This window comes from Streptomyces sp. NPDC005811 (genome assembly GCF_040630405.1).
Taxonomy (GTDB): Bacteria; Actinomycetota; Actinomycetes; order Streptomycetales; family Streptomycetaceae; genus Streptomyces.
Map to the genome: position 1 here is coordinate 209,887 of NZ_JBEXXK010000002.1, position 25,845 is coordinate 235,731.

Genomic DNA, 25,845 nt, shown 5'->3' on the forward strand with positions numbered 1-25,845 from the left:
CCGGCTCACCTGGCCACTGCCGCGCAGTACTCCTCGTCCGTCGCCAGCAGGTTGCGGTGGGTGTCCTCGGCCGTGATGACGCCGTCGTCCAGGACGAGGACGCGGTCGGCGGCGTCCAGCAGGGCCGGGCTGCTGGTGATCACGAGGGTGGTGCGGCCCCGGCGCAGCCGCGCGACGCCCCGCGCGATGAGCTGTTCGGTCACCGCGTCCACGGCCGTCGTCGGGTCGTGCAGCACCAGGACCTCGGTGTCTGCGGCCAACGCGCGGGCCAGCGACAGCCGTTGGCGCTGCCCGCCGGAGAGGTTGGCGCCGCGGTCGCGGACGCCGTACTCCAGTCCCTCGCGGTGCAGGGCGACGACATCGGTGAGCATGGACGCCTCGACGGCCTCCGGAACCAGCCGGCTGGTGCCCGACGGGTCGATGTTGGTGCGGAGGGTGCCCGCGAAGATCTCCCCGTCGTAGGGGTTCACCAGCAGGTGTGCGCGGAGCGCCTCGATGGAGAGGTCCGCCAGCTCGCGCCCGCCGACCCGTACCACGCCCTCGTACGCGTCCGGCGGGACGTCGGCGGCCAGGACCGACGCGAGGTCGGCGGCCGTCCGCGGCTGGTAGGCGGCGATCGCGACGAACTCACCGGCGGACACCTGGAGTTTCAGCCGGCGCAGGGACCCGTACCGTACGCAGTCGATCTCCAGTCCCTCGCCCTCGGCCGGGCTCTCCGGCCCCGGGACCGTCACCGGCGGCGCGGCCAGCACCAGCGCCATCCGCTCGGCAGAGGCGCGGGCGATCATGACGTACTTGGGCATCTCCGAGAACAGCTTCAGCGGGTCCATGATGAACTGCGCCAGCCCGACGGCCATGACGAGTTCCCCGATGTTGATCCGGCCCTCGAAGGCCAGCCAGCCCGCCGTCAGCGTCACCGCCCCGGCGAGGACCGCGTTGAGGGCCAGCGCGGTGCCCGCGTAGGCGCCGTTGACCTTGGCGACGGTGACCGCCTGGTGCTTCGCCTCGGTGCTGACCGTCCGGTAGGAGCGGAACGCCGCGTGATTGCCGCCGAAGCCGTGCAGCGGGCGCAGTCCGGTGATCAGGTCGGCGACCTTCGCACCGGCCCGCGCCACCCGGGCCTGCTGCTCCTGGGTGCTGGAGCCGATCCGCCGGGACAGCACGCTCAGGATCGCCATGATCGCGACGGTGCCCACGATCACCAGCAGACCGAGCCGGAGGTCGGCGAGGCCCAGCGCGACCGCCGCGACCACCACCGCGACCAGTGAGCTGATCAGCAGCGGCACCACCTCGATGATGTCGGCGGTCTGGTCGGCGTCCTCGGTGGCGATGGTCAGCACCTCGCCGGACTTGAGGTCGACGTCCCGGGCCACCGGCTGGAGTCCGCAGGCCGCGACCTGCACCCGCCAGCGGTGCGCCTCCGTGGTGTTGGCCTTCTGCAGGACGCGCATGCCGAACCGCCAGGACAGCGACACCGTCGTGATGATCACGGCCAGCGCGGCGATGGACAGGCCGAGCGAGCCGAGGCTGCGGTGGCGCATGGTGTGCTCGACGATCAGGCCGAGCGCGATCGGGAACGCCGTCTCACCGGCCTGGTACAGGCCCATGAGGAGGGTGCCCCCGGCCATGGCGCCGATGTTGCGGCGCAGAGCGGTGCGCAGGATGTCGGGCCCCGTGCGGGGCCGCTGGGTGTCAGGAGTGGTCATCGATGTGGCGCGCAATCGCTTCCGGGGTACGCAGGGTGAACAGGTCTCGGATCGTGATGACGGGGCCGTACTCGCGGCGGAGCAGCCCGTTCAGCCGTACCGCCAGCATGGAGTGCCCCCCGAGGGACACGAAGTCGCTCACCGCGCTCACCTCGTCGTCGTCCAGGTCCAGTGCCTCGGCGAAGAACTCGCACACCACGGTCTCGGTTTCGGTCTCGGGGCCCCGCTCCCCCGCCGTGGTCAGCGCGCCCAGCGGCTTGGCCTCCGGGAGTGCCTTCGTGTCAGCCTTCCCGTTCACGGTCAGCGGGATGCCGTCGACCTGGGCGTAGTGCGTCGGGCGCAGGAAGTCCGGCAGCCCGGCGCCGACCTCGGCCGCGACCGACGCCAGGTCCGCGCCGTCCAGCACGAGATAGGCGGCCAGCCGGTGGGAGCCGTCGACCTGCGGGTCCGGCTGGGCGACCGCGGCGACGAACCGTACGGCCGGGTGGGCGGCGAACACCGCCTCGACCTCGCCGAGTTCGACCCGGTGCCCCCGGATCTTGACCTGCTGGTCGGTGCGGCCCAGGTACAGGAGGTTGCCGTCGGGCCGGCGGATCACCAGGTCGCCGGTGCGGTACATGCGCTCGCCGGGCGCGCCGAACGGGCAGGCGACGAACCGGTGCGCGGTCTGGGCGGGCTGTCCGAGATAGCCGCGCGCGATGCCGATGCCCGCCACGTACAGCTCGCCGGGGACCCCGTCCGGCAGCGGCCGCAGCCAGGGGTCGAGGACGTACACGTCGGTGTTGTCGATCGCCACGCCGACCACCGGGTCCTCGCACTCGAAGGTGCCGACGCCGAGGGTGTTGATGGTGTACTCGGTGGGTCCGTACAGGTTGTAGCCGACCGTCCCCGGCGTCTCCGCGAGCCGCTGCCACAGCGTCGGGGTGACGGCCTCGCCGCCCAGCAGCACCAGCGCCGGACGCCGTTCGGGGTGGTCGAGCAGGCCTTCGGCGACCAGCTGCTGGGCGTAGGTCGGCGTCACGTTGACGACGTCGATGCCGTGCTCCAGGCAGTACGCGACCAGCCGGGGCGCGTCACGGCGCAGTTCCTCGTCGCAGATGTGCACCTCGTGGCCGTCGGCGAGCCACAGCAGCTCCTCCCACGACATGTCGAAGGCGAACGACACGGTGTGCGCGATCCGGAAGACCCGGTGGCCGTGGTCCGCCAGCACCGGTTCGAAGATCCGGCGCTGATGGTTGATCAGCATGTTGGTGAGACCTGCGTACTCCGTCACCACGCCCTTGGGCTTCCCGGTCGAGCCGGAGGTGTAGATCGTGTACGCCGGGTGCCGCAGCCGGTCCGGGTCGCCGGGCGCGAACGTCCGATACGGCTCGGCCGCGGGCAGCGGACGGTCCAGCTCGATCAGCTCGCCGGTCAGGCCCGTCAGCCGCGGCGCCACCGGGCTCACGGTGAGGATCACCTCCGGGCGGGCGTCCGCGACGATCGCGGCGATCCGCTCGTCCGGGTGGTCCAGCTCCAGCGGCACATACGCGGCACCCGTACGCAGGACGGCGAACAGGGCCACGATGGAGTCCAGGGAGCGCGGGATCGCGAGCCCCACGGTCGCCTCGGGGCCGATGCCGCGCCCCGCGAGCACCCCGGCCACCGCGCGGCTGCGGTCTCGCAGCCCGGCGAAGGTCAGGGTCGCGCCGTCGGCGACCAGCGCCACCCGCCCGGGGTCGCGGTCGGCGGCCCGGTCGAACCGGTCGACGACGGTGTCCGTGCCGATGTCCGTGCGCTCCTCCCCTACGGGCCTCGGCGCCGGTCCGGGCAGCGCGCCGACCGGACCGGTCGCCCGGGCCAGGTCGTCCAGCACGCGCAGATAGTCGTCGAGGAGCCGGCGGGCGCCCTCGGCGTCGCCGTCGCGGTACTCCAGCTTGACCGTGAGCCGGTCGCCGGGGGTGACGACCCAGGTGAAGGGGTAGTGGGTGGAGTCGTCCGCCGTGACCGAGACGATGCCGTGCCGGGCGTTCATCTCGGCGAACGCGTCCAGGTCCAGGAAGTTCTGCAGCACGAACAGGTTGTCGAACAGGGTGTCGTGCCCGCCGGCCCGCTGGATCTCGCCGAGCCCCAGGTGCTCGTGCTCCATCGCCTCGACCCGGGCCGCCTGCACGGCCGACAGATAGGCGCGGACCCTGTCGTGGGGCCGGGCCCGCGTCCACATCGGCACGGTGTTGAGCAGCACGCCGACGACGTCCTCCAGCCCCTCGCCCTCGCGGCCCGAGACGGTCACCCCGAACACCGCGTCACCGCGGCCCGTGCGGGCACCCAGCATCAGACCGAACGCGCCGGTCAGCACCGAGTTCAGGGTGACGCCGTGGGTCCTGGCGGCCTGTGCCAGCAGCTCCGACCGGGCGGCGCTCAGGGTGTGCACCAGCGCGCGCGGCAGGTCGTCCGAGAACACCGGCGCCGGTCCGGCGAGCAGGGTCGGGCCGGGCAGGGCTGCCAGGTGCTCCGCCCAGAAGCGTTCCGCCGCGACGGCGTCCCGGGCGGCGAGCGCCCGCGCGTGGTCCTCGAAGCTCGGCACGGCCGGGACCGGTACCGGCGGCTCGCCCGCGACGACCGCCTCGTAGGCGTCGAACAGGTCGCGCAGCACGATCTCGCGGGACCAGCCGTCCCACAGCAGCAGGTGGTAGCTGAGCAGCAGGCCGTCGCGGCCGTCGGGCAGCCGGACCAGGGTCAGCCGGATCAGCGGCGGCTCGGCCGGGTCGAAGCCCGTGTCGCGGTCGCGGGCGCGCAGCTCCTCGACCTCGGCGTCCGTGGCGAGTTCGAGGGTGCGGACCCCGACCCGGCGGCCCGCCCCGAGGACCTGCACCGGGTTGCCGTCGTCGTCGGTGGTGAAGCCGGCGCCGACGACCGGGTGCCGTGCGATCACGTACGCCATCGCCTCGGCGAGCGCGTCCGGATCCAGGCGCCGGTCGAAGGTGAACCAGCTCTGCGCGACGTAGTGCCCGGCCGAGCCCGCGAGCTGCGCCTGGAAGTACAGGCCCCGCTGGAGGGGGGTGACCGGTGCCGTGCGCTCGGCCGTCGCGGAGACGTCGGCGAGGTGCTCCAGCGCGCCGCGCCAGTGGTCGAGGATCTCGTCGGGGACGCCCTCGGCGAGCGTGAAGGCCGCGTGCAGGCTTCCGGTGGTGGCGTCGAGCCAGGCGTTCACCTCGACGGCGTACCGGCTGCCCTCGTCGCCGCCGGTGATGTGCACCGCCTGCGACTCGCTGCCCCGGCCGAGGTAGTTGAACAGCACCTGCGGGCGGGCGGTCAGCAGCGGGGCCGTCTGCGGGTCGAGGTACCGGAGCCGGCCGTAGCCGGCGTGCACCCGCTCGTCCGGCTGGCGTGCGACGAGTTCACGCGCCGCGGCGACCGGATCGGTGTGCGCGGTGAGCCGCACGGGCGCGATCGCGGTGAACCAGCCGACCGTACGGGTGTAGTCGTGGTGTTCGCGGACCGGGACCCGGCCGTGCCGCTCCAGCTCGATCGCCAGGTCCGTGGGCTCGGGCTGGACGCGGGTGAGGGCGGTGCGCAGCGCGCCGCACAGCAGTTCGGTGAGGCCGATGCCGAGCGCGGTGGGCGCGATCCGGGTCAGCCGGTCGGTCGGGTCGGGCGCGAGGACGACCGTCCTCGCGCGGAGCCCGTCGACGGCGGGGAGCAGCGGGGGCGCCTGGAGCGTGGTGATCCAGTGCCCGAGGTCCTCGGTCGTCCGGGCGGAGTCGAGGGCGAGCGCCTCGGCGTACTCGGCGTACGAGGTGGTCGGCGGTGCCAGGGGCTCCGCGCGCAGGGCGGTCGCCAGGTCGTCCAGCAGGACCAGCCAGGACACCGCGTCGACGGCGAGGTGGTGCACGGTGACCACCAGGGTCCGGCTCCCCTCCAGCCACGAGAACGCGACGACCTCCCCCGCCTCGGGGTCGAGCCGTCCGGCGGCCTCGTTCGCCGCCGTCGTGGCGTCGGTCGTGTCCGGCCGTACGACGGTGATCCCGCCGGAGGGTTCGGTCCGCAGGGTCCAGACGCCGTGCTCGGTCCGCAGCCGGAGCCGCAGCGCCGCGTGCGCGGCCACGACGGTGCGCGCGGCGCGCTCGACGTCGGCGAACCCGGTGCCCTCGGGGGCCACCAGGGTGCGGGCCTGGGCGAACCGGGCGAGGGAGCCGCCCAGTTCGCGTCGGCGCAGGATGATCGGCGTCGGTGTCAGCGGGCCGTCCTCGCGCCGGTCGGGTGTGGGGGCCGCCGTGACCTGCGGTGCCGTTGCCGTGAGGTGTGCGGCGAGCGCGCGCGGGGTCCGGTGCAGGAACACGTCGCGAGGTGCGATCGACAGGCCGAGCGCCCTGGCGCGGTTGATCAGGGTGATGGCGACGATGCTGTCGCCTCCGGCGCGGAAGAAGTCGGTGTCGGGGGTTGTGTCGGTGTCCTGCAGTACCTCGGTGAAGATGCGGATGAGTGCGGGGAGTGCGGTCGTTTCGTCTGCGGGTGCTCCGTGGCTGGTCGCGCAGTTCCCCGCGCCCCTGGGCGGCGGCGCTGCCGCGCCGGCCGCCAGGGTCTTGCGGTCCAGTTTGCCGTTTACCGTCAAAGGCAGGGCGTCCAGCGTCAGTACCCGGCTCGGCACCATGTGCACGGGCAATTTCGCCGACAGCTGGGCGGTGAGGTCGTCGGGGACCCGGCCCACGACGTGCGCCACCAGGTGGTCGCCGTCGGCCGCGACGGTGACGGCCGCGTCGACCACCCCGTCCAGCCCGCGGACCGCGTTCTCGACCTCGCCCAACTCGATGCGGAATCCCTTGAGTTGGACCTGGTCGTCGGCGCGTCCGGTGAATTCGAGCTCGCCGTCGAGGGTACGGCGGGCGAGGTCGCCCGTGTGGTACATGCGGGAGCCGTCGCCCGTGAACGGGTTCGCCACGAACCGGCCCGCCGTGAGCCCGGGCCGGCCCAGATAACCGAGCGACACCTGGTCGCCGGCCACGTAGATGGCGCCCACCTTCCCCGGTGGGACCGGCCGGAGCCGGTCGTCGAGGAGATGGACGGCCAGGCCGGGGATCGGCCCGCCGATGGGGCTGACCTCGTCGTCTCCGGCGAAGTCCGCGTCGGTCAGCACCCGGTGGGTGACATGGACGGTGGTCTCGGTGATGCCGTACATGTTGACCAGCTCGGGCGTGGCGGTGCCGTGCCGTTCGACCCAGCCGCGCAGCCGTCCGAGGTCCAGCGCCTCGCCGCCGAAGATGATCCGGCGCAGTGCGGGCAGCGGCTCGTCCGCGTGCCGGTCGGCCTCGATGAACTGGTAGAACGCCGACGGCGTCTGGTTGAGCACGGTCACCGCGCGCTCGCGGACCAGCCGGTGGAAGTCGACCGGGGAGCGGGTCAGCCCGTACTCGGGCACCAGCAGTTCACCGCCGTGCGCCAGCGCGCCCCACAGCTCCCAGACCGCGAAGTCGAAGGAGAAGGAGTGGAACTGGACCCAGACGTCCCGCGGGCCGAAGTCCATGGCGGGCCGGGTGTTGCCGAGCAGGGTCACCACGCTGGAGTGCGGGACGACGACGCCCTTGGGCCGGCCGGTGGAGCCGGAGGTGTAGATCACGTACGCGGGATCGTGCCAGCCGGCCTCGGCGGGGAGCGTGGCGGTGACCTGCCCCGGTTCCGGTGTGTCGCCCTGCACCAGCACCCGCGCCGGGACGTCCGCCCGGACCAGCAGCCGCGTGAAACGGTCGCGCTGGTCGCGGTCCACGAGGACCACCTGGGGAGCGGCGTCCGCGAGGATGTACTCCAGCCGTTCGTCGGGGTACGCGAGGTCCAGCGGCACATACGCGCCGCCCGCGGCGACGATCGCGACCAGGGCGACGACCTGCTCGACGGAGCGGGGGACGGCGACGGCGACCCGCTTGCCCGGTCCGACCCCGGCCGCGCGCAGTGTCGCGGCCAACTCGTCCTTCGCGGCGACGAGTTCGCCGTAGGTCAGGGAGCGGGTGGCGCCGTCGAGGGCGCACTGGGTCACGGCGGTGGCGGCCGGGTCGCGGCGCGCGGCGGCGTCGAGGAGTCCGCCGAGCGTGGTGGGCGTGAGGGGCGCGGGACGCCGGTCGTTCTCCCGCGCGAGGTCGGTGACCGGGGCGTCCGGCCGGGTGAGCAGGCCGGTGAGGGTCCGGGCGAAGGCGTGCAGGAGCGAGCGGGCGCTCGTCTCGCGGATCAGCTCACCGTCGTGGATCAGGTTGAAGCGGACCCGGCCGTCGGGGGTGCGCTCGACGACCAGCGTCAACGGGTAGTGCGGGGCGCCCTCGTTGACGATGCCGGTGACGGCCAGGGTGTCGCCGGGCCGCCGCAGACCCGCCACGTCGGTGGCGACGTCGAACACCACCAGGGTGTCGAACAGGGAGCCGGCACCGGCGAGCCGGCCGATCCTCGCCAGCGAGACGTGCTGGTGCGGCAGCACCGCGCTCTGGTGTTCCCGCACCGAGGCGAGCAGCTCGTGCGCGGTGGTGCCCGCGGCCCAACGGGCCCGCACGGGGATCGTGTTGATGAACAGGCCGACCATGTCCTCGATGCCGGGCAGGTCGAGGTCGCGGCCGGACACGGTGGAGCCGAACACGACGTCGCCGCCGTGCAGGACGGAGCCCAGTGTCACCGCCCAGGCACTGTGCACGGCCACGCTGAGCGGCACCCCGGCCGACCGGGCGGCCGCGTCGATGTCGTCCTCCGGCTCCAGGACGGTGTCCGCGAAACGGTCGGAGGGGGTGTGGCCCTCGGCGACCAGGGAGGGGCCGGGCAGGTCGGTGAGCTGCTCGCGCCAGACGCGGTCGCTCTCGTCCTCGTCGTGTCCGGCGAGCCGGCGCACGTAGTCGGGGAAGCCGCCGAGGGGGTACCCGGTCCCGGGCGCGTGGTACTCGGCCAGCAGCGCGCGGAGCATCGGCGGTACCGACCAGCCGTCGGCGATGATGTGGTGCACGGTCTGCACCAGGACGTCACGGCCGGGGCCCCCGCGGACGAGGGTGTACCGCATCAGCGGGCCGGTCGCGAGGTCGAACCCGGCGCGGCGGTCCCGTTCGGCGAACGCGCGCAGATCGGCGTCGGTGATGCCGGGGCGGTCCAGGGTGCGGAAGGGCGCCCGTGCCCCGCTCTCCAGGACGGAGACCACCCGGCCGTCGGCGAGGGCCGTGAAGCGGGCCGCGAGGTTGGGGTAGAGCGTGAGCAGCCGGGTGGCCGCCGCCTCCAGCCGGTCCGCGTCCACCTCGCCGTCGAGCGTGAGCAGTTGCTGCTCGACGTAGGAGCCCGCCGAGTCGTCGTCGAAGACGGAGTGGAAGTAGAGGCCTTCCTGGAGCGGGGTCAGCGGCAGGACGTCCAGCAGGTCGGGGCCGTCGAGGGCGTCGACGTCGGCCTGGGTGAGCCGCACCAGGTCGAAGTCGCTGGGCGAGTGGCCGCCTTCGTCCAGCGCGGCGAGTCCGGCCAGGGCCGTCCGGAAGTACCCGCCGAGGGCGGTGATGTCGTCGTCGGTGAACATCCCCTCGGGCCAGGAGACGGTGGTGACCAGCTCGTACGCGCCGTTCGCGGCGGGTTCCGCGATGGCGTTGAACTCCAGGGGGCGCGGCAGACGCATGTCCGGGTCGCGCCTCTCCCCCAACTGGCCTGTCGTGTGGGCGAGTTGCCAGTCGCCGGGGGCGCCGGCGTCGAAGCGGCCTAGGTAGTTGAAGAGCACCTGGGGGGCGGGTGCCTCGAACTCGGCCTGGGCCAGGTACCGCAGGGCGCCGTACGACACGCCGTTGTCCGGCACCCGGGCGAGGTCCTCCTTGACCGCCTTGAGCGCGGCGGCCAGATAGGAGGGCGCGGTGAAGTCGGCGGTGTCCCCGGGGTCGACGGTCACGGGGAACAGGGTGGTGAACCAGCCCACGGTCCGGGACAGTTCGGGCTCGAAGCCGGCGGAGGGCGCCACGAACGCGGCCTCGCGGCCGTGGCCCTCCAGTTCGATGTGCGCGAAGGTCTGCCGCTGGCCGAGGTCGCGGCGCCACCGGGCTAGGGCGACGGCGAGCCCTGTCAGCAGGACGTCGTTGACGCCGGCGTGGAACTTCGCGGGGATCTCGCCGAGCAGCGCGGCCGTGATCTCCGGGCCGACCGAGACCGTCCGCAGCCGCTCCTTCGCGACGGTGTCGGTCGCGGACGGGGCACGCCGGCCCACCGGGCGGTCCTCGCCCGGCAGGGGCTGGCGGTAGTACGCGCTGTCGGCGTCGAACGCGGCGCGCTCGAGGAGTTGGGTCCAGCGCCGGAAGGACGTGCCCGCCGGGGGCAGTGCGACCGGGGAGCCCGCGGTGTGCTGCCGCCAGGCGGTGGCCAGGTCGTCCATCAGGATCCGCCAGGAGACCCCGTCGATCACCACGTGGTGGGCGACGAGGACCAGTTGGCGTGCCGCGCGGCGCCAGACGGCCCGCAGCATCGCGCCGTCCGCCGGGTCGAGCCCGGCGGTGGCGAGGGCTACGCACGCGTCGAGCGGCCGGTCGCTCTCCTCCCAGCCCGCCACGGCCCGGTCGGGCCCGGGGATCTCGAAGCTCCAGGGCTCGCCGCGCACCAGCCTGGCGCGCAGCATGTCGTGCCGGCGGACCACGGCGGTGAGGATCGCGTCGAGGGCGTCCGCGGTCAGGTCCGCGGGGGTGGTCAGCACCACCGACTGGACGAAGCCGTCGACGGCGTCGGTGGTCTCGCCGAGCCACTGCACGACGGGGGATCCCACGACGGATCCGGTGGCGACATCGCGGTGGTCGACGGCGGAGACGTCCTCACGGCTCGCCACCGCGGCCAGCGCGCCCACCGTGCCGTGGGTGAAGATCTGCCGTGCCGTGACATGCAGCCCGGCCTCGCGCAGCGCGCTGAGCAGGGAGATGGCGAGGATGCTGTCCCCGCCGAGCTTGAAGAAGTTCTGGTCGACGCCGACCTCGTCGAGCCGCAGCACGGCCGCGACGGCCGCGCAGACCGCCCGCTCCTCCTCGGTGACGGGCCGCACGAGCCCGTCCGTGCCGATCACGGGCTCGGGGAGCGCGGCCCGGTCGAGCTTGCCGTTGGCGGTGAGCGGGAACTCCGTCAGGACGACGACATGGGCGGGCACCATGTACTCCACCATGTGCGCGGCGGCCCAGGCCGTGACGTCGTCCGCCCGCAGGTCCTCGCTCCCGGCGGCCGGGATGACGTATCCGACGAGGTAGGTGCCGCCCGCCGTGTTCTTCTTCGCGACGACACAGGTGTGCCGGACGCCGGGGTGCTCCGCGAGCGCGACCTCGACGTCCTCGATCTCCAGCCGCATGCCGCGGATCTTGATCTGGTTGTCGGCCCGGCCGAGGAAGTCCAGCGACCCGTCGGCGTTGAAGCGCGCGAGGTCGCCGGTCCGGTAGAGCCGGGAGCCGTCGGCGGCGAAGGGGTTCGCGACGAACCGGGAGGCGGTCAGACCGGGTGCGTTGACGTATCCGCGCCCCAGCAGGAAGCCGCCCACGTACAGTTCGCCGCCGGCGCCCACCGGGACCGGGCGCAGTTCGTCGTCCAGGACGTAGAGCTGGGTGTTCGGGTTGGCCCTGCCGATCGACGTCGACAGGCGCTCGGCCGCGCCCCGGTAGATGACGTGCGAGACGCCGATGGTGGTCTCGGCGGGGCCGTAGCCGTGGTACATGGGGATGTCGAGCCGGGTGCGGAAGCGCTCGTACAGCTCCGGGGTCAGGACCTCGCCGCCGCACCACACGTGCCGCAGGCTGTCCAGCCGCCCCGACTCGCCCGCGATCTCCAGCAGGACGTCCAGCATGGACGAGACGAGGTAGGTGAAGGTGACGCGCTGCTCGGCGATCACGCCCAGCAGATGGTGCGGGTCGCGTTCGCCGCCGGGCCGCAGCACGATCAGCCGGCCGCCGGACACCAGGGGCAGGAATATCTCGTTGATGGAGATGTCGAAGGACAGCGGCGCCTTGAACAGCGAGGCGTCGTCGTGGCCGAAGCGCAGGATCTCGTGCACCTGCCACAGCAGACGCTCGCTGATCGCCTCGTGCCGGATCATCGCGCCCTTGGGCCGCCCGGTGGAGCCGGACGTGAAGATGACGTAGGCCAGGGCGTCGCCGGGCACCGTGACGCCGGTCCCGCCGGTGGGGTACGCGCCGAACCGCCAGTCGCCGAGGTCGACGGCCACGGCGTCCGGTTCGCCCGGGGCGGCCTCGCCCGAGGCGTCCAGCTGGAGGACGACCCGGGCGTCCTCGATGACGACGGCCCGGCGCGCGGCGGGCCACTGCGGGTCCAGCGGGACGAAGGCGCCGCCCGCCTGGAGCACGGCGAGCAGCCCGACGACCATGTCGGCGGAGCGCCCGAGGGAGATCCCGACGACCTGCTCGGCGGTGAGGCCGCGTTCGAGCAGATGGTGGGCCAACTGGCTCGACAGCTCGGCGACCTGACGGTAGGTCAGTGTGCGGTGCTCGTCGACGACGGCGACGGCGTCGGGCCGGGTGCGGGCCTGTTCGCGGAACATCTCCACGAGGGTGGGGCGGAGGCGGTCGGCCCGGTTGTCGTTCCATTCGGCCAGGGTGGCGAGCCGCGCCGCCACACTGGACGGGCCGATCGTGCCGAGGGTCCGGTCGGGGAAGTCGGCCAGGTCGTCCAGGGCGAGCTGGGCGTCGGCCCGGTGGACGCCCTCGGGGACGGTGATGCCGCGTCCGTCCGCGCCCACCTCCCAGCCGGCGGGCGCCGCACCGCCGTTGTCGACCCAGCCGAGGACGTCGGCGAAGAGCGTTCCGGGGGTGAGGTCGATGCCGTCGGGACTCAGGCCCGTCGCCCAGTACGCCAGCCCGATGGCGCACGCTTCGGCGACGGTCCGGTCGGAGTGGTCGCCGATGCGCCGGCGTACGTCGGAAAGGCGATCGGTGGACAGCAGTACGAGACGAGCGCTCGATTCCATCGACGACTCAACGCCCCTTCTGAGCATGAAAGTTGCCTCACATAACGGAGGGCTGCCTGGCGTGGGGCCGGTCAACTGCCTTCTCGCCAGGCACGCCACAGTCGTGCGTAGCGGCCGCCCACCGCCACCAGTTCGTCGTGCGTGCCCTGTTCGACCACGCGTCCCGCGTCCAGTACGGCGATCCGGTCGGCCGCCATGGCCTGGGTGAGCCGGTGCGCCACGAACAGGGTGGTCCGCCCGGAGCACGCGGCCAGGACGGCCCGCTCCAGTTCGGCGGCGCCCTCGCTGCCCGCCTCCGCGGTCGACTCGTCGAGCACGACGACGGGTGAGCGGGCCAGCACCAGCCGCGCCAGGGCGAGTTGGGCGACCTTGGTGACGTCCAGCCGCTCGCCGCCCTCGCCGACCGCGGTGTTCAGGCCGTCGGGCAGCGCCTCCGCCCACGCGCCGGCGCCGACCCGGCGCAGCGCGCCCATCAGTTCACCGTCGGTGGCCTGCGGGGCGGCCAGCCGCAGATCGTCGGCGAGCGGACCGGAGAACACATGGGTCTCCTGGGTCAGGATGCTCACCAGGGCCCGCGCCCCGGCCTCGTCCAGACCGGCGAGGTCGGTCGACCCGACGCGCACGGACCCGGACGTCGGGGTGCCGATGCCCGCGATCAGCGCGGCCAGGGTCGTCTTGCCGGCGCCCGTCGCGCCCACCAGGGCGAGCGAACCGCCGGCCGGGATCGTGAGGTCGACGTCCCTGAGGACCGGCTCGTCGGTGCCGGGGTAGCGGAACGTCAGCCCCTTCACCCGCACCGGCAGGGGCGCGGGATCCGCCGGCGCGACGGCCGGGTCGCCCACGAGCCGCCCTTCGGCGGCCTCCCCGAGCACACCGACCAGCCGGGTCAGACTCGCGCCCGACTTCTGCGCCTCGTCGAAGGTGAACATGATGAGGCCCAGCGGGGTGAACAGCCGGTGGAACAGCAGCGGCGCCGCGGACACCTCGCCGAGGGTGGCGGCGTCCGCCTCCAGCAGGCCGTAGCCGACCAGGAGGATCAGGACCAGCCCGATGAACTCGGCGCGGTTCTCCCGGCCGACGAACCGGCCGAAGAACCGGAACACGTCGATGCCGAGGTTGCGCACCCGCCAGGACTCGGCGGTGACCTTCTCGCGGAAGGCGTCCTCCAGGCGGTAGGCCCGCACCGTGCCGATCCCGTCCAGACCGCTGATCAGGGCCTGGGCGCGGTCGGCCTGGGCCATCCGCTGCTGCCGGTAGAGGGGCGCGGAGCGGGGCAGGTACCAGCGCAGGGCCAGCGCGTACGCCGGGAGGGCCGCGGCGCCGGCCAGGCCCAGCCGCCAGTCCAGTCCGAACATGCCGGCCGTGGCGATGGTGACCAGCACCCCGGCCGAGAACACCGTGGGGACGGCCGTACGGATGCCCTTGGAGAGGACGGCCACGTCGTCGCCGACCCGGGAGAGGACGTCTCCCCGGCCGACCTCCTCGATACGTGCGCTCGGCATGCCGAGCACCGCGCGGACGGCGCCCTCCCGCAGCCGGGCGAGCAGGTCCGCGCCGAGCCGTCCGATCAGATAGGTGGACACCGCGGTGGCCGCCGCGCCGAGCAGCGCGGCGGCCCCGATCAGTACGCCGACGGTGACGAGGATCGAGCGGGACTCGCCCTCGACGACCCCGTCGACCACCCGGCCGAGCAGGAGCACGGGGAGCACCTGGAGCGCCGCCCCGGCCACCGTGGTGAGCACGGTGGCCGTGGTCAGCCAGGGCACCTCGCGGCAGTGCGCCGTGACCCATCGGGTGGCCTCGCGTCCGGACGCGGTACGCAGGGTCACGGGGGCCGCGCGCGTGTCGGTCGACATCTACTGGCCGGCCGCCGACTTGACGAGTTCGTCGATCGCGTACGGCATCGACAGCAGGGTGCCCTGGGAGATGGCCGCGCCGACCGCCGGGCCCTCGCTGTCGAGCAGGTAGGACACGTTGCCCTTCTTCACGGCGTCGAGGTTGGCGAACAGCTTGAACTTCTTCAGCGCGTCCGTGTCGGCCTGGTCGTTGATGACGAAGATGTGGTCGACGTCGACGAGGTCGACGCGCTCGGGCGAGAGCTTGGTGTAGAAGCTGCCGTCCGCGATCTTGTCGATCTCGGTCTGGTAGGTGAAGCCGAGGCCGGTCACGAGCCGTCCGCGGACGTCGGTGGAGGTGAACGGCGCCACGGAGTTCTCGTACCAGGACAGCACCACGGCCTTCTGGCCGGCGAACTCGGGGTGGGCCGTCTTCGCCGCGTCGAGCTTGGCCTGGATGTCGTCGACCATCTTCTGGCCCTCGTCGGCCTTGCCGAGGGCCTTGGCGATCTGGAGGGCGTTGTCCTGCCAGGGCGCGCTGAACGGCTCCTTCTCGGCCTTGGTACGGCCCACCGTGGGAGCGATCTTGGAGAGCTTGTCGTAGGCGGCCTGGTCGACCTCGGAGTAGACCGCGATGATCAGGTCCGGGCGCAGCGCGGCGATCTTCTCGTAGTTGGGGCCGGAGTCACCGTTCTTCATGATGACCTCGGGCTTGGTGTCGCCCCACTTGTCCTTGACCCAGGGCCACTGGGTGTTGATGTCGGGGCTCTGGCCGGTGGGGTTCGGGTACTGGTCGACCATGCCGACGGGCTTGATGCCGAAGGCCAGGACGGTCTGGTCGTCGGTGTAGCCGACGGTGACGACCCGTTCGGGGGCCTTCTTGACCGTCGTGCTGCCGAACGCGTGCTCCACGGTGACCGGGAAGGCTCCGGCCGCGGTGGTCGAGGTGGCGTCGCCCGCCTTGTCGGCCGTGTCCGTGTCCGAGTCCGATCCGCACCCCGCGAGGAGGCCGACGCCGAGCGCCGCGGCGGACAGGGTCGCCGCGAGCCGCCGCCACGGCGTCCTGCGCGTCGTTCTGTGGAGGAGCATCCGTCATTCCCCTTGCTGTTCGCGCTGTCCAGTACGCCCCGGGTAAGGGCAGGCAAACCGTACCGCATGAAAGTTAGGTTAGCCTAGCCTAACTTCTTCAACTTTATTGTGATCTAGCCGAGTTGGACGTGCGTACGCCCGATCGGCACGATGAGCGGCCGGTCCCCCACCGGGTCCTCGATCACCTGGGCGCGCAGCCCGAACGCCTCGTGGAGCAGTTCGGCCGTGATGACGTCGCGCGGGTGCCCCTGCGCCAGGATCGACCCGGACCGCATCACGACGAGGTGGTCGCTGTAGCGGGCGGCCAGATTGAGGTCGTGCAGCACCATGACCACGGTGCAGCCCGAGCCCTGGAGGTCGCTGACCAGGTCGAGCACGTCGATCGCGTGCGCCAGGTCCAGATAGGTGGTCGGCTCGTCGAGCAGCAGCAGGTCGGTGCCCTGGGCCAGGGTCATCGAGATCCAGACCCGCTGCCGCTGCCCGCCGGACAGGGTGTCGACCGCCCGGCCGGCCAGATCGGACACCCCGGTCATGGCGAGCGCCCGCTCCACCACCGCGGCGTCGTCCGAGGACCACTGCCGCAGCCAGCTCTGGTGCGGATGGCGGCCCCGGGCGACCAGGTCGGACACCGTCAGCCCCTCCGGCGCGACCGGCGCCTGCGGCAGCAGACCGAGCTTCTTCGCCACGTCCCTCGTCCTGAGCCCGGCGATGTCCTCGCCGTCCAGCACGACCGTCCCGCCGGACGGTTTGAGCAGCCGCGCCAGGGTCCGCAACAGGGTGGACTTCCCGCAGCCGTTGGGGCCGATGATCGTGGTGATCACGCCGGGCGGTACCGCCACGTCGAGATCCTCGATCACGGTCCGGGCGCCGTACCCGACCGTGACACCCCGCGCCGCCAGCCTCGCGGCCGTATCGGCTGTATCGGCTGTACCGGTCCCGGTCTCGACGCCGGTGATGGACTGAGCGACCACAAGGCCCCCTTGTTCAGGCTTACCTAACGTAGTGTCAGCTATCTGCGGTTCGCCCGCACCAGCAGATGGACGAGGAAGGGGCCGCCGATCGCGGCGGTGACCACACCGACCGGAAGACTGACGGGGAGGGCCGTACGCGCGAGCAGGTCCGAGCCGGTGAGCAGCAGGGCGCCCACCACACCGGAGGCCGGCATCGGCGGTGTGGGGGACCGGGTCAGCCGCATCGCCGCCTGCGGGGCCACCAGGGCGACGAACGGGACCGGGCCCGCCGCGCTCACCGCCACGCCGGCCAGCAGGACCGCGCACAGCAGGAGGGCCGCCCGGACCGCCGCATGGCGCACGCCCAGGCCCGCCGCGACGTCGTCGCCGAGGTGCAGGGGCTTGAACTGGAACGACAGGCACGCCACCACGGCCAGGAGCGCGAGCGTGCCCCAGAGCGCCACATGGACCTCGCTCCAGGACCGGTTGTCCAGCGAGCCGACCAGCCAGGCCTGGGACTGGGCCACGTCCCTGATGTCGGCCGTGGCCAGCAGCCAGGTGGTGATCGCCTCCGTCACCGCGCTCACCGAGATGCCGATGAGGATCAGCCGGAAGCCGTCGATCCCGCGCCGCCAGGCCAGGAAGTACACCAGCAGCCCGGTGCCGAGGCCGCCCACGAGCGCGGCCGCGGACACACCCACGGAGTCGACGATCGCCGCGGCGGTCCCGCCCGACACCGTCACCAGGAACACCGCGGTCGCCCCGGCGCCGCCGGTGATCCCGAGGATGTCCGGGCTTGCCAGCGGATTGCGCGCGATCGACTGCGTGATCGCCCCGGACACCCCGAGCGCGATCCCCACCACCACCCCGGCCAGGGCGCGCGGCATCCGCAGATCCATGATGACGAACTCGTCGACCTGGTCGCCCCGGCCGAGGATCGTGGCGACGACCCGGGGCAGGCTGACGGGGAAGTCCCCGACGCCGATGGACAGGCAGAACACCAGGAAGGTGACCGCCGCCAGCAGCAGCGTGACCAGGACGAGCCAGGGCCGCCAGACGAACGACACCCCGCCGAGCCTGAGGCCCGGCGCCACCGAAGGTTTCACGTCCGTCCCGTTCATGCGTTCTTGAACTTTCCGAGCCACACGAGCCCCGCGAAGAACGGCGCGCCGAGCAGGGCGACGAGGACGCCCGCGTCCAGTTCCCCGGGGCGCACCACCAGCCGTCCGACGATGTCGCAGACCAGCAGCACGACGGCGCCGAGCAGTCCGGCGTACGGGACGAGCCACCGGTAGTCGGGTCCGGTGAGGTACCGGGCCACATGGGCCACCATGAGCCCGAGGAAGGCGATGGGGCCGCAGGCAGCCGTCGCCGCGCCCGCCAGCAGGGTGATGGCGGCGATGCCGACGGTCCGGCTCAGCGCGATGTTCACGCCCAGCCCGCGCGCCACGTCCTCGCCGAGGTTCAGCAGGTTGACGGTGGGCAGGGTGGTGAGCGCCAGCACCAGGCCGACCACGATGAACGCGGTCACCGGCCCGATGACGTCGAAGCCGATCCCGGCCACGGAGCCCGCGTTCCAGAACCGCAGCGCGTTCAGGGACTTCTGGTCCGACAGCGCGACCGCCGTGGTCATCGCCGCGAGGAACACCGTGACCCCCTGCCCGGCCAGGGCGAGGGTCAGCGGGTTGCCGGCGCCCCGGCCGATGCTGGCCAGGCCGAACACGACGACACCGGCGAGCGCCGCGCCGAGGAAGGCGAACCAGACGTACTGGAAGGGGTGGGAGAACCCGAACACGGAGATCGCCGTGACGACGGCGAAGGACGCGCCGGAGTTCACCCCCAGCAGGCCCGTGTCGGCGATCGGGTTGCGGGTGAAGCCCTGGATCAGGGCGCCGCCCACGCCCAGGGCGATGCCCGCGACGATCGCGAGCACCGTCCGGGGCACCCGTACGGTCTGCACGATGAGCCGGATCTCGGTGAGCCGCCGGTCGGACTCGGGCGCCGCGAACAGCCCGTGCCACACCTCGCCGGGACTCAACGCGCGCGCACCCACCGCCAACGACACCACCCCCGCGGCGACGAGGATCGCCACCAGCACGCCGAGACCCACAACTCGCCTTCTGCGGGCCTGTGTCGGGGCCTCGGACGTGGGTCGCTCCACTGCTGTCGTGCCCATGTCGACGTACGTTATCCCTCGGATCGCCTGGATCGGACTAGCGCGCGGTGCTGCTGGTGCCGTCGGTGACCGTCCGCGCCCCCGCCGAGGGGACCGGGCCCCGCCCGACCAGCGAGTCGAGGATCTCGCCGACCCGGATGGCGGTGTTGGACAGCAGCGCCGAGGTAATGCCGTGCGTGTGCTCGGTGCCGCCCTGGAGGTAGATGCCGCAGCGCAGGTCGGGGTCGGTGGCGATGCGGTAGTCGCGCTCGACGCGGATCCGGCCCTCGTCGTCGCGCAGACAGCGGTCCGCGACCTCGCCGAGCAGGGCGACGGGGTCGGCGGGGCTGTAGCCGGTGGCGAACACCACGACGTCCGCGTCCAGGAGGGTCTCCTCCCCGGTGACGAGAGAGGTGACGGTGGCCCGCACCTTGCCCTGCGCGTCCTTGACGTCGGTGAGCCGGGAGACGTTGAGGAAGCGCAGGCGCTCGCTGCCGAGCACCTTCTCCTGGTACATCTGCCGGTACAGGTCGTCGATCAGGTCGATGTCCACCACGGAGTAGTTGGTGTTCCCGTGGTAGTCCATCAGCCGGCGCTTGACGTTCTCCGGCGCGGCGAAGAACTCGTCGACGGCCGCCGGGTCGAAGATCCGGTTGGCGAAGCTGCTGTCGTCGGCCGGGCTGTAGCCGTAGCGGGAGAAGACGGCGCAGACCTCGGCCTCGGGGAAGCGCCGGTGGAGGTAGGCGACGTTCTCGGCGGCGCTCTGCCCGGCGCCCACGACGACGAAGCGCGACGGCGAGCTGCCCTCCAACCCGTCGACCTTCGCGAGGAGTTCGGAGTTGTGCCAGACCCGCTCGGAGCGCTCCACACCCTCCGGCATGAGGGGCCGCAGACCGGTGCCGATGACGAGGTTGCGGGCGCGGTGGACCGCGAGCCCCTCCGCCGACCGGACCGTGACGTCCAGGTACTCCACCGCGCCGTCGCGGACGACCGGCATGACGCCGACGACCTCATGGCCGTAGGAGACCATGTCGTCGACCTTGCGGGCGGCCCACTCGAAGTAGTCGTGGAACTCCACCCGCAGCGGGAAGAGGTTCTTGTGGTTGATGAAGTCGATCAGCCGGCCCTGGCTCTGGAGGTAGCACAGGAAGCTGTACTGGCTGGCCGGGTTCCGGAGCGTGACCAGGTCCTTGAGGAAGGACACCTGCATGGTCGCGTCGTCGATGAGCATGCCCCGGTGCCATCCGAAGCGCGGCTGCTGCTCGAAGAAGTGGGCGGTGACCGCTTCCTCGGGGGCGACGCCTGCGTTGTGCTCGCTGAGCGCGATCGCCATGGCCACATTGGACGGCCCGAAGCCGATACCTATGAGGTCGTGGATCAAAGGGGCGTCGCCAGGACGAGCCTGTGCCATGTCACTCCCATCGTGCGGGCGGCCGCCCTGCGGGGAAGGCGGCCGTTGGTCGAGCATCGGGAAGTACGAGAAGCCGGGCACGCCGAAGAGCCGCGGCCCGAACTTAGGTAAGGCTAAGCTGATCCCATGAGTCCTGTCCATAGAACAATTCGGACAGTCGGAGCATGACCCCCCGTCAACCCACTTCCCGAGATGCCCCGTTGACCACTTAGGTAAGCCTTGCTTTACTGTCCAGGCCCCATTCCCGGCCTGAGGAGGAACCCCATGCGGGTCGTCATGTTCGGTTACCAGACCTGGGGGCACCGCACCCTGCAAGCCCTCCTGGACTCCGAGCACGACGTGGTCCTCGTCGTGACCCACCCCAAGAGCGAGCACGCGTACGAGAAGATCTGGAGCGACTCGGTCGCCGACCTCGCCGAGGAGAACGGCGTACCGGTCGTCATCCGCAACCGCCCCGACGACGAGGAGCTGTTCGAGCGCCTGAAGGAGGCCGACCCGGACATCATCGTCGCCAACAACTGGCGTACGTGGATCCCTCCGCGCATCTTCGATCTGCCGCGGCGCGGCACGCTGAACGTGCACGACTCGCTACTGCCGAAGTACGCCGGCTTCTCCCCGCTGATCTGGGCGCTGATCAACGGCGAGCCCGAAGTCGGCGTCACCGCGCACATGATGAACGACGAGCTCGACGCCGGGGACATCGTGCGGCAGGAGGCGGTGCCGGTCGGGCCGGCGGACACCGCCACCGACCTCTTCCACAAGACGGTCGACCTGATCGCGCCGGTCACCATCGGCGCGCTCGACCTCATCGCCTCCGGGCAGACGGAGTTCACCCGACAGGACCGCTCACAGGCCAGTTTCTTCCACAAGCGGTCCATCGAGGACAGCCGCATCGACTGGAGCTGGCCGGCCGAGGACCTGGAGCGCCTGATCCGCGCCCAGTCCGAGCCGTACCCCAGCGCGTTCACCTTCCACAGGGGCAGGCGGCTGGAGGTCCTGGCCGCCGTCGTCTCCGAGGGCCTCTACGGCGGTACGCCCGGCCGCATCTTCTACCGCGAGGGCGACGGGGTGGTGATCGTCGCCGGAGCCGACGCCCGCACCGGCCGCAACCACGGCCTGGCGATCACCCGCGTCCGCACCGAGGACGGCCGCGAGCTGCCCGCGGCCGAGTACTTCACCGCCATGGGCGGCTACCTGACCAACCGCCCCTGACCTCCATCCGCCGCACGACCCCGGCCATCGCCGACGGACGGATCCGCGGTCCGCACACCGTGATCCACCGTCCGGCGATGGCTTTTTGACGGTACGTCATCCCGCTCCGGACCCCTGGGAAAAAACAAGTTAGGGTAACCTAACTTCGAGAAGGGGGATGCCGTGGACCAGACGGCTGTCACCGGAACGGCGCCGACCGGCGTGCTGCATCTGAACGCGTATCTCATGTACGCGGTGGGCAAGGCCGCACGCCGCAGACTGTCGGAGAGACTCACCGCCCGAGGGCTGAGGCTGTGGCACCTCACCGTCCTGACCATGGTCGCCGACCTCGGCCCCCAGCCCAAGGGGGTACTGGCCGCCCGGCTGGACATGAACGCCAGCGACCTGGCCAAGATCGTGCGGGACCTCGACCGGGCGGGACACGTGGAGTGCGTCCGCAGCCCCCTGGACCGCCGTCTCGTCCACGTCCGCCTCACCCCGGAGGGCCGGACGGCCCTCACCCACCTCACCACGGACATCGCCTCCACGGACGACGACCTCCTGACCCCCCTCAACGCGACGGAACGGGACCAACTGGCGTCCCTGCTCCGCCGCGTGCACACCCACCTCGCCCCGCCCCGGCCCCCGCGGTGAACCGCTCCGCCGACACCCCACGCGAAGTAGGAAGTAAGCTGACATGACTTGATCACGGGTGCGATCAGTCCGTGGCCCGGGTAGTGCTCGGAGAGGTTCATGAGGAGTCTGGAGCCCACGGATCCACCGGCGATGGGCGGCTATCCCCTGCTGGCACAGCTCGGTGCCGGGGGCATGGGGCAGGTCTTCCTCTCCCGTACGGCGTCCGGCAGGCCGCTGGCGCTGAAGACCGTGCGGAGCGAGCTCGGCGCCGATCCGGGGTTCGAGGAGCGGTTCGCCCGGGAGATCGCCAGCAGTGAGCGGGTGCGCTCCGCGTGGACGGTGGCCGTCGTCGACCACAGCCCCGCCGGGCACAGGCCGCAGTGGCTGGCCACGGAGTACGTCCCCGCCCCCTCCCTCGCCGACTGGGTCGAGCGGCACGGCCCGCTGCCCGAGCCCGCGGTCCGCGCCCTCGTGGCGGAACTCGCCGAGGGACTGCGGGCGGTGCACCGGGCGGGGCTCTCCCATCGCGACCTGAAGCCCTCCAACGTGCTGCTCGCCCGCCGCCACCCCCTGCTCATCGACTTCGGCATCGCCCGTGCCGTGGACGACACCCGGCACACCCGGACCGGCGGTGTCATCGGCTCTCCCGGATACATGGCGCCGGAGCAGGTGACCGGAGGGCTCTCGGCCGAGCCCGGCGATCTCTTCGCCCTGGGCGCCGTACTCGTCTACGCGGCCACCGGGAAGAGTCCCTTCCTGCACCCGGGCGAGAATCCGTCGGCGGCACAGCTCCTCTACCGGATCGTGCACGAGGAACCGGTGCTGGACGGCGTAGCACCCGCCCTTCTGCCGCTGGCGGCCGCCTGCCTGCACAAGGCGCCCGAGGCCCGCCCCACGACGGACGACCTGCTGCACCGTCTCGGCGGTGACCGGACCCCCTGGGCCGGGGTGCTGCCGCCGGGGCTGGCGGCGGAGATCACCGCCAAGGAGGCCGAGCTGCGGTCGGCGCTGGAACGGTCGACCGCCGTCTCCCCTCCCCCGCCTGCGGGATTCGGACCACCGCCCGCCCCCTTCCTCCCGTCTGCCCCGCCGCCCGGCCCCGCTGCGGGCCCGGCCTCCCGTCGGCGTTCTCCGTACGTCCGTACCGCCGCCGTCCTCGCCTGCGTGGCGGCGACCGCGGCCGTCGTCGCGGCGATCGCCTGGCCGGACGACGACAAGGACGACCAGAGCACGGCTCCCTCCCCTTCCGCCTCCACCGCGTCGGACGCGCTGCCCGCGTCCTGGGTGGGCACCTGGCAGGGCACGGGTCCCGGCAACTCCTCGGGTGACGGCATCGTCAACGCCCGTACGAGCAAGGTGTCCGTCACCGTCACGTTCCACGCGGCGGACCGGGGCCAGATCGCGGGCCGCCAGATCAGCAATGTGATCGAGGCCTCCGGCGGCCGGGACATAGGCTGCACCGAGACCCTCCGCCTCCAGGAGTCCCACGGAACGACCATGGTCTTCGAGGCGGCCACCAGCACCCCCACCGACCCGTCCACCGGCGTGCTCTGCACACCCGGCAACCTCTACACCCTGTCGAAGACCGGCACCGACGCCCTCACCCTGGAGGCCGAGGGCAGCCAGACAGCCGGCTCACCGTCCCGCCTGACCCGGTCCTCCTGACCCGGTCCTCCTGACCGGACATCCGGCGGCCGGCCCTCCAGCGGGAGCGCCTCGCGAGGGTGCTCGCCCACCGCGTCGACGGGCTGGTCATCGGCGACGCGCATCCGGACGGGGCCGCCCTGCCTGCGGCTACCGGCTCTGTGCGGCAGGACCTTCGTCCTGGTCAACCGCCGTACCGACGCCGAGGGATTCGTGGAGCGCTACCGGGAGGCGGGGCTCCCACCGCCCGCACGGCGCGTCGTGCACTCGGCCTTCGACACGGCGGGCGCGGCCGTCGTCCCGCCCCGGCGCGGACAGGGCGTTGTCAGTGGCGGGTGGCAGCATCGGTCGTATGACGGACACCACGGCATTCGACTGGCGGTCCTTCCTGCTCAGGTGGAGTGAGGAGTGGGCGGATTCACTCGCGGACGACGACACCCGGGGCGAGGACGACGAGGCCGCCCGGCAGGCGCGGTGGCTGGGGTTCCCGCCCGCGTCCGAGGAGCGGATCGCCGCCATGGAGGAGCGCCTCGGTCGGCGGATGCCGCCGTCGTACCGGGAGTTCCTCGCGGTCAGCGACGGATGGCGGCACGCGGGCGGGTTCGTGTGGCTGCTGGCCGGGACCGGGGGCGCCCGCTGGCACGACGACGCGTCGGGACTCGCGGAGATGTTCGAGGAGTACCTGGACGAGGACGCCGGGCCCGAGGAGCGACGGGAGGCGGACGTGTGGCGGCGCGGGTTGCAGCTCGACGTGGAGTCCGACATCACCCACGTCCTCATGGACCCCGAGGACATGGACGAGAACGGTGAGTGGGCCGTGTACACATGGGCGAGCTGGCGGGCCGCGCCACCGGAGCGGCACGCGCACTTCCCGGCGTTCATGCGGGAGATGTACCGGGAGTTCCACAGCCTGCGGGCGCACCGCGGCGACGGGGAGCCGGAGTTCGTCAACGCCACCACGCGCCGGCTGGACGACCAGGTGGAGGCGGCCCGGCGGGAGGCGCTGCGCGGCGGCTGGGAGCGGGCCGCGGAGCTGCTGGACGAGGCCGAGGCGTACGGCAGACCGCGGGCGGGCGGGCTCGGTGACCAGCTACGCCGCCTGCTCGGACAGTCCTCCTCGGTGCACTTCGGCGGCCTGGCGGCGGACCCGCGGTACGCGCCCGATCTGCTGCCGCCGGTGGTCGCCGAGCATGCGGCGCATCCGTACCGGGGCGACTCCTCCCTGACGTTCCCGCTGCGGGGCGCCGACGACGCCCTGGTGTCCGTGGCCCACGCCATGCTGGAACAGGTGCGGAGGGGCTCGTACCGGTACACGGCGGCCGGACCGTTCGGGGAGGGGGTCGCGCGGGCGCGGGAGCTGGCGCGGTGGGGTGACACCGACGGGGCGTGGCGGGCGCTGCGGGACGCCGTACCGCTGTGGGAGCCGCTGGGACCGGACCACGTGGCGCCGCTGGGGTGGGTCGCCGACCCGGTGCTCGGGCCGCTGCTGACGCCGGAGCGGGGCCGCGAGCTGCTGTCCACGCCGAGGGGCGGGCAGTCGGGTGAGGCGCCGGCGCCGACGGCCGGGCTCGACCCGGACGGCCTCGCATGGCTCGCGGAGCCGGACGCGGGCAACAACCGGACGTCGTACCGGTTCGTCCTGGTGGAGGGGGTGGAGCCGGAGGAGCTGCCCGGACGTCTCGCGGACTCCGACGGGGACGGCTGTGTGCTGGATGAACCCCTGACCTTCTGGGAGGCGCGCCAAGGGCAGCCGCGCGGTCGGCGGGAGTCCTCGTCCTACGACGATCGCGCTCTCATGGCGGTCGGCCGGGCCGGCGGGGGCTGGAGCTTCGCCTTCGACGGTGAGCCCGCCCCGTTCGACCGGCGGCGGTTCGTCTCCCCGGCCCCGACGGCCGCCGCGGGGACCCGCGCGGTGGTGGTGTGGAGCGGTCTGCGGACCTGGCACGGGGAGCCGTACGTCCATCTGTCGGTGGCGCGGGACGGCGCCGAGCAGTACGCCTTCACGTACGCGAGCGGGGAGGTGCGGCGGAGTGGGGAGATACCGCCTGCGCTGGACCCGGACCGCTTCTTCGGCGAGCCGGCGGACGTCACCGGGGCGGAGCGTTCGCTCCTGGAGGCGGTGGCCGGGGAGTTCGGTGTGCGGCTGCCGCGACACGCCCTCACCCGCGGGCGGCTGCACACGTTCACCAGCCGTTCGTGGACGCGGCCGCCCGGGGACGGGGAGACGTACGCGGTGGTCCGCCTGCGCACGGGAGCCCCGCGACCGGCGGCGGACGACGGGCCGGGGAGCGGGTGACGCTCCCGGTG

The 25,845-nt window shown here is 72.6% G+C and carries 12 protein-coding genes; 4 read left to right on the forward strand and 8 right to left on the reverse strand.

Annotated elements, in window-relative coordinates; genetic code table 11:
- Positions 1–5: 5 nt before the first annotated feature.
- The 8 genes from ABZ490_RS03000 to ABZ490_RS03035 all read right to left on the reverse strand — a co-directional run bounded on the left by ABZ490_RS03000 (position 6) and on the right by ABZ490_RS03035 (position 20,067).
- Positions 6–1,706, reverse strand: a complete 1,701-nt coding sequence (locus ABZ490_RS03000) for an ABC transporter ATP-binding protein (RefSeq protein ID WP_358983344.1) — start codon at positions 1,704–1,706, stop codon at positions 6–8.
- Positions 1,693–12,627 (reverse strand): amino acid adenylation domain-containing protein, encoded by a 10,935-nt coding sequence (locus ABZ490_RS03005; RefSeq protein ID WP_358983346.1) that lies wholly within the window; start codon positions 12,625–12,627, stop codon positions 1,693–1,695. Before ABZ490_RS03005 ends, ABZ490_RS03000 begins: the two co-directional genes overlap by 14 nt.
- Positions 12,628–12,698: 71 nt before the next feature.
- Positions 12,699–14,483, reverse strand: coding sequence for an ABC transporter ATP-binding protein (locus ABZ490_RS03010; protein ID WP_358983348.1), 1,785 nt, complete (start codon positions 14,481–14,483; stop codon positions 12,699–12,701).
- Positions 14,484–15,551 (reverse strand): iron-siderophore ABC transporter substrate-binding protein, encoded by a 1,068-nt coding sequence (locus ABZ490_RS03015; protein WP_358983350.1) that lies wholly within the window; start codon positions 15,549–15,551, stop codon positions 14,484–14,486.
- Between the two features lie 113 nt (positions 15,552–15,664).
- Complete coding sequence (locus ABZ490_RS03020) at positions 15,665–16,522, reverse strand: ABC transporter ATP-binding protein (protein WP_358983352.1); 858 nt, start codon at positions 16,520–16,522, stop codon at positions 15,665–15,667.
- Between the two features lie 38 nt (positions 16,523–16,560).
- The gene (locus ABZ490_RS03025; protein WP_358983354.1) at positions 16,561–17,622 is read right to left on the reverse strand and encodes an iron ABC transporter permease; all 1,062 of its coding nucleotides are present in this window, start codon (positions 17,620–17,622) and stop codon (positions 16,561–16,563) included.
- The gene (locus ABZ490_RS03030; protein WP_358983356.1) at positions 17,619–18,677 is read right to left on the reverse strand and encodes an iron ABC transporter permease; all 1,059 of its coding nucleotides are present in this window, start codon (positions 18,675–18,677) and stop codon (positions 17,619–17,621) included. The genes ABZ490_RS03025 and ABZ490_RS03030 overlap by 4 nt, the downstream gene beginning before the upstream one ends.
- A 37-nt stretch (positions 18,678–18,714) precedes the next feature.
- A complete protein-coding gene (locus ABZ490_RS03035) occupies positions 18,715–20,067 on the reverse strand; it encodes a lysine N(6)-hydroxylase/L-ornithine N(5)-oxygenase family protein (protein ID WP_358983358.1) in 1,353 nt (450 codons plus the stop codon).
- Between the two features lie 264 nt (positions 20,068–20,331).
- Here ABZ490_RS03035 and ABZ490_RS03040 point away from each other — a divergent pair, with 264 nt between their 5' ends.
- The 4 genes from ABZ490_RS03040 (at position 20,332) to ABZ490_RS03055 (ending at position 25,834) form a co-directional block, all read left to right on the forward strand.
- Entirely contained in the window at positions 20,332–21,279 is a 948-nt protein-coding gene (locus ABZ490_RS03040) for a methionyl-tRNA formyltransferase (protein ID WP_358983360.1), read from the forward strand.
- Between the two features lie 162 nt (positions 21,280–21,441).
- The gene (locus tag ABZ490_RS03045; protein ID WP_358983362.1) at positions 21,442–21,912 is read left to right on the forward strand and encodes a MarR family winged helix-turn-helix transcriptional regulator; all 471 of its coding nucleotides are present in this window, start codon (positions 21,442–21,444) and stop codon (positions 21,910–21,912) included.
- 99 nt (positions 21,913–22,011) lie between these two features.
- Positions 22,012–23,559 (forward strand): serine/threonine-protein kinase, encoded by a 1,548-nt coding sequence (locus ABZ490_RS03050; protein ID WP_358983364.1) that lies wholly within the window; start codon positions 22,012–22,014, stop codon positions 23,557–23,559.
- Positions 23,560–23,890: 331 nt separating this feature from the next.
- Positions 23,891–25,834 (forward strand): SMI1/KNR4 family protein, encoded by a 1,944-nt coding sequence (locus ABZ490_RS03055; protein ID WP_358983366.1) that lies wholly within the window; start codon positions 23,891–23,893, stop codon positions 25,832–25,834.
- Positions 25,835–25,845: the final 11 nt, after the last annotated feature.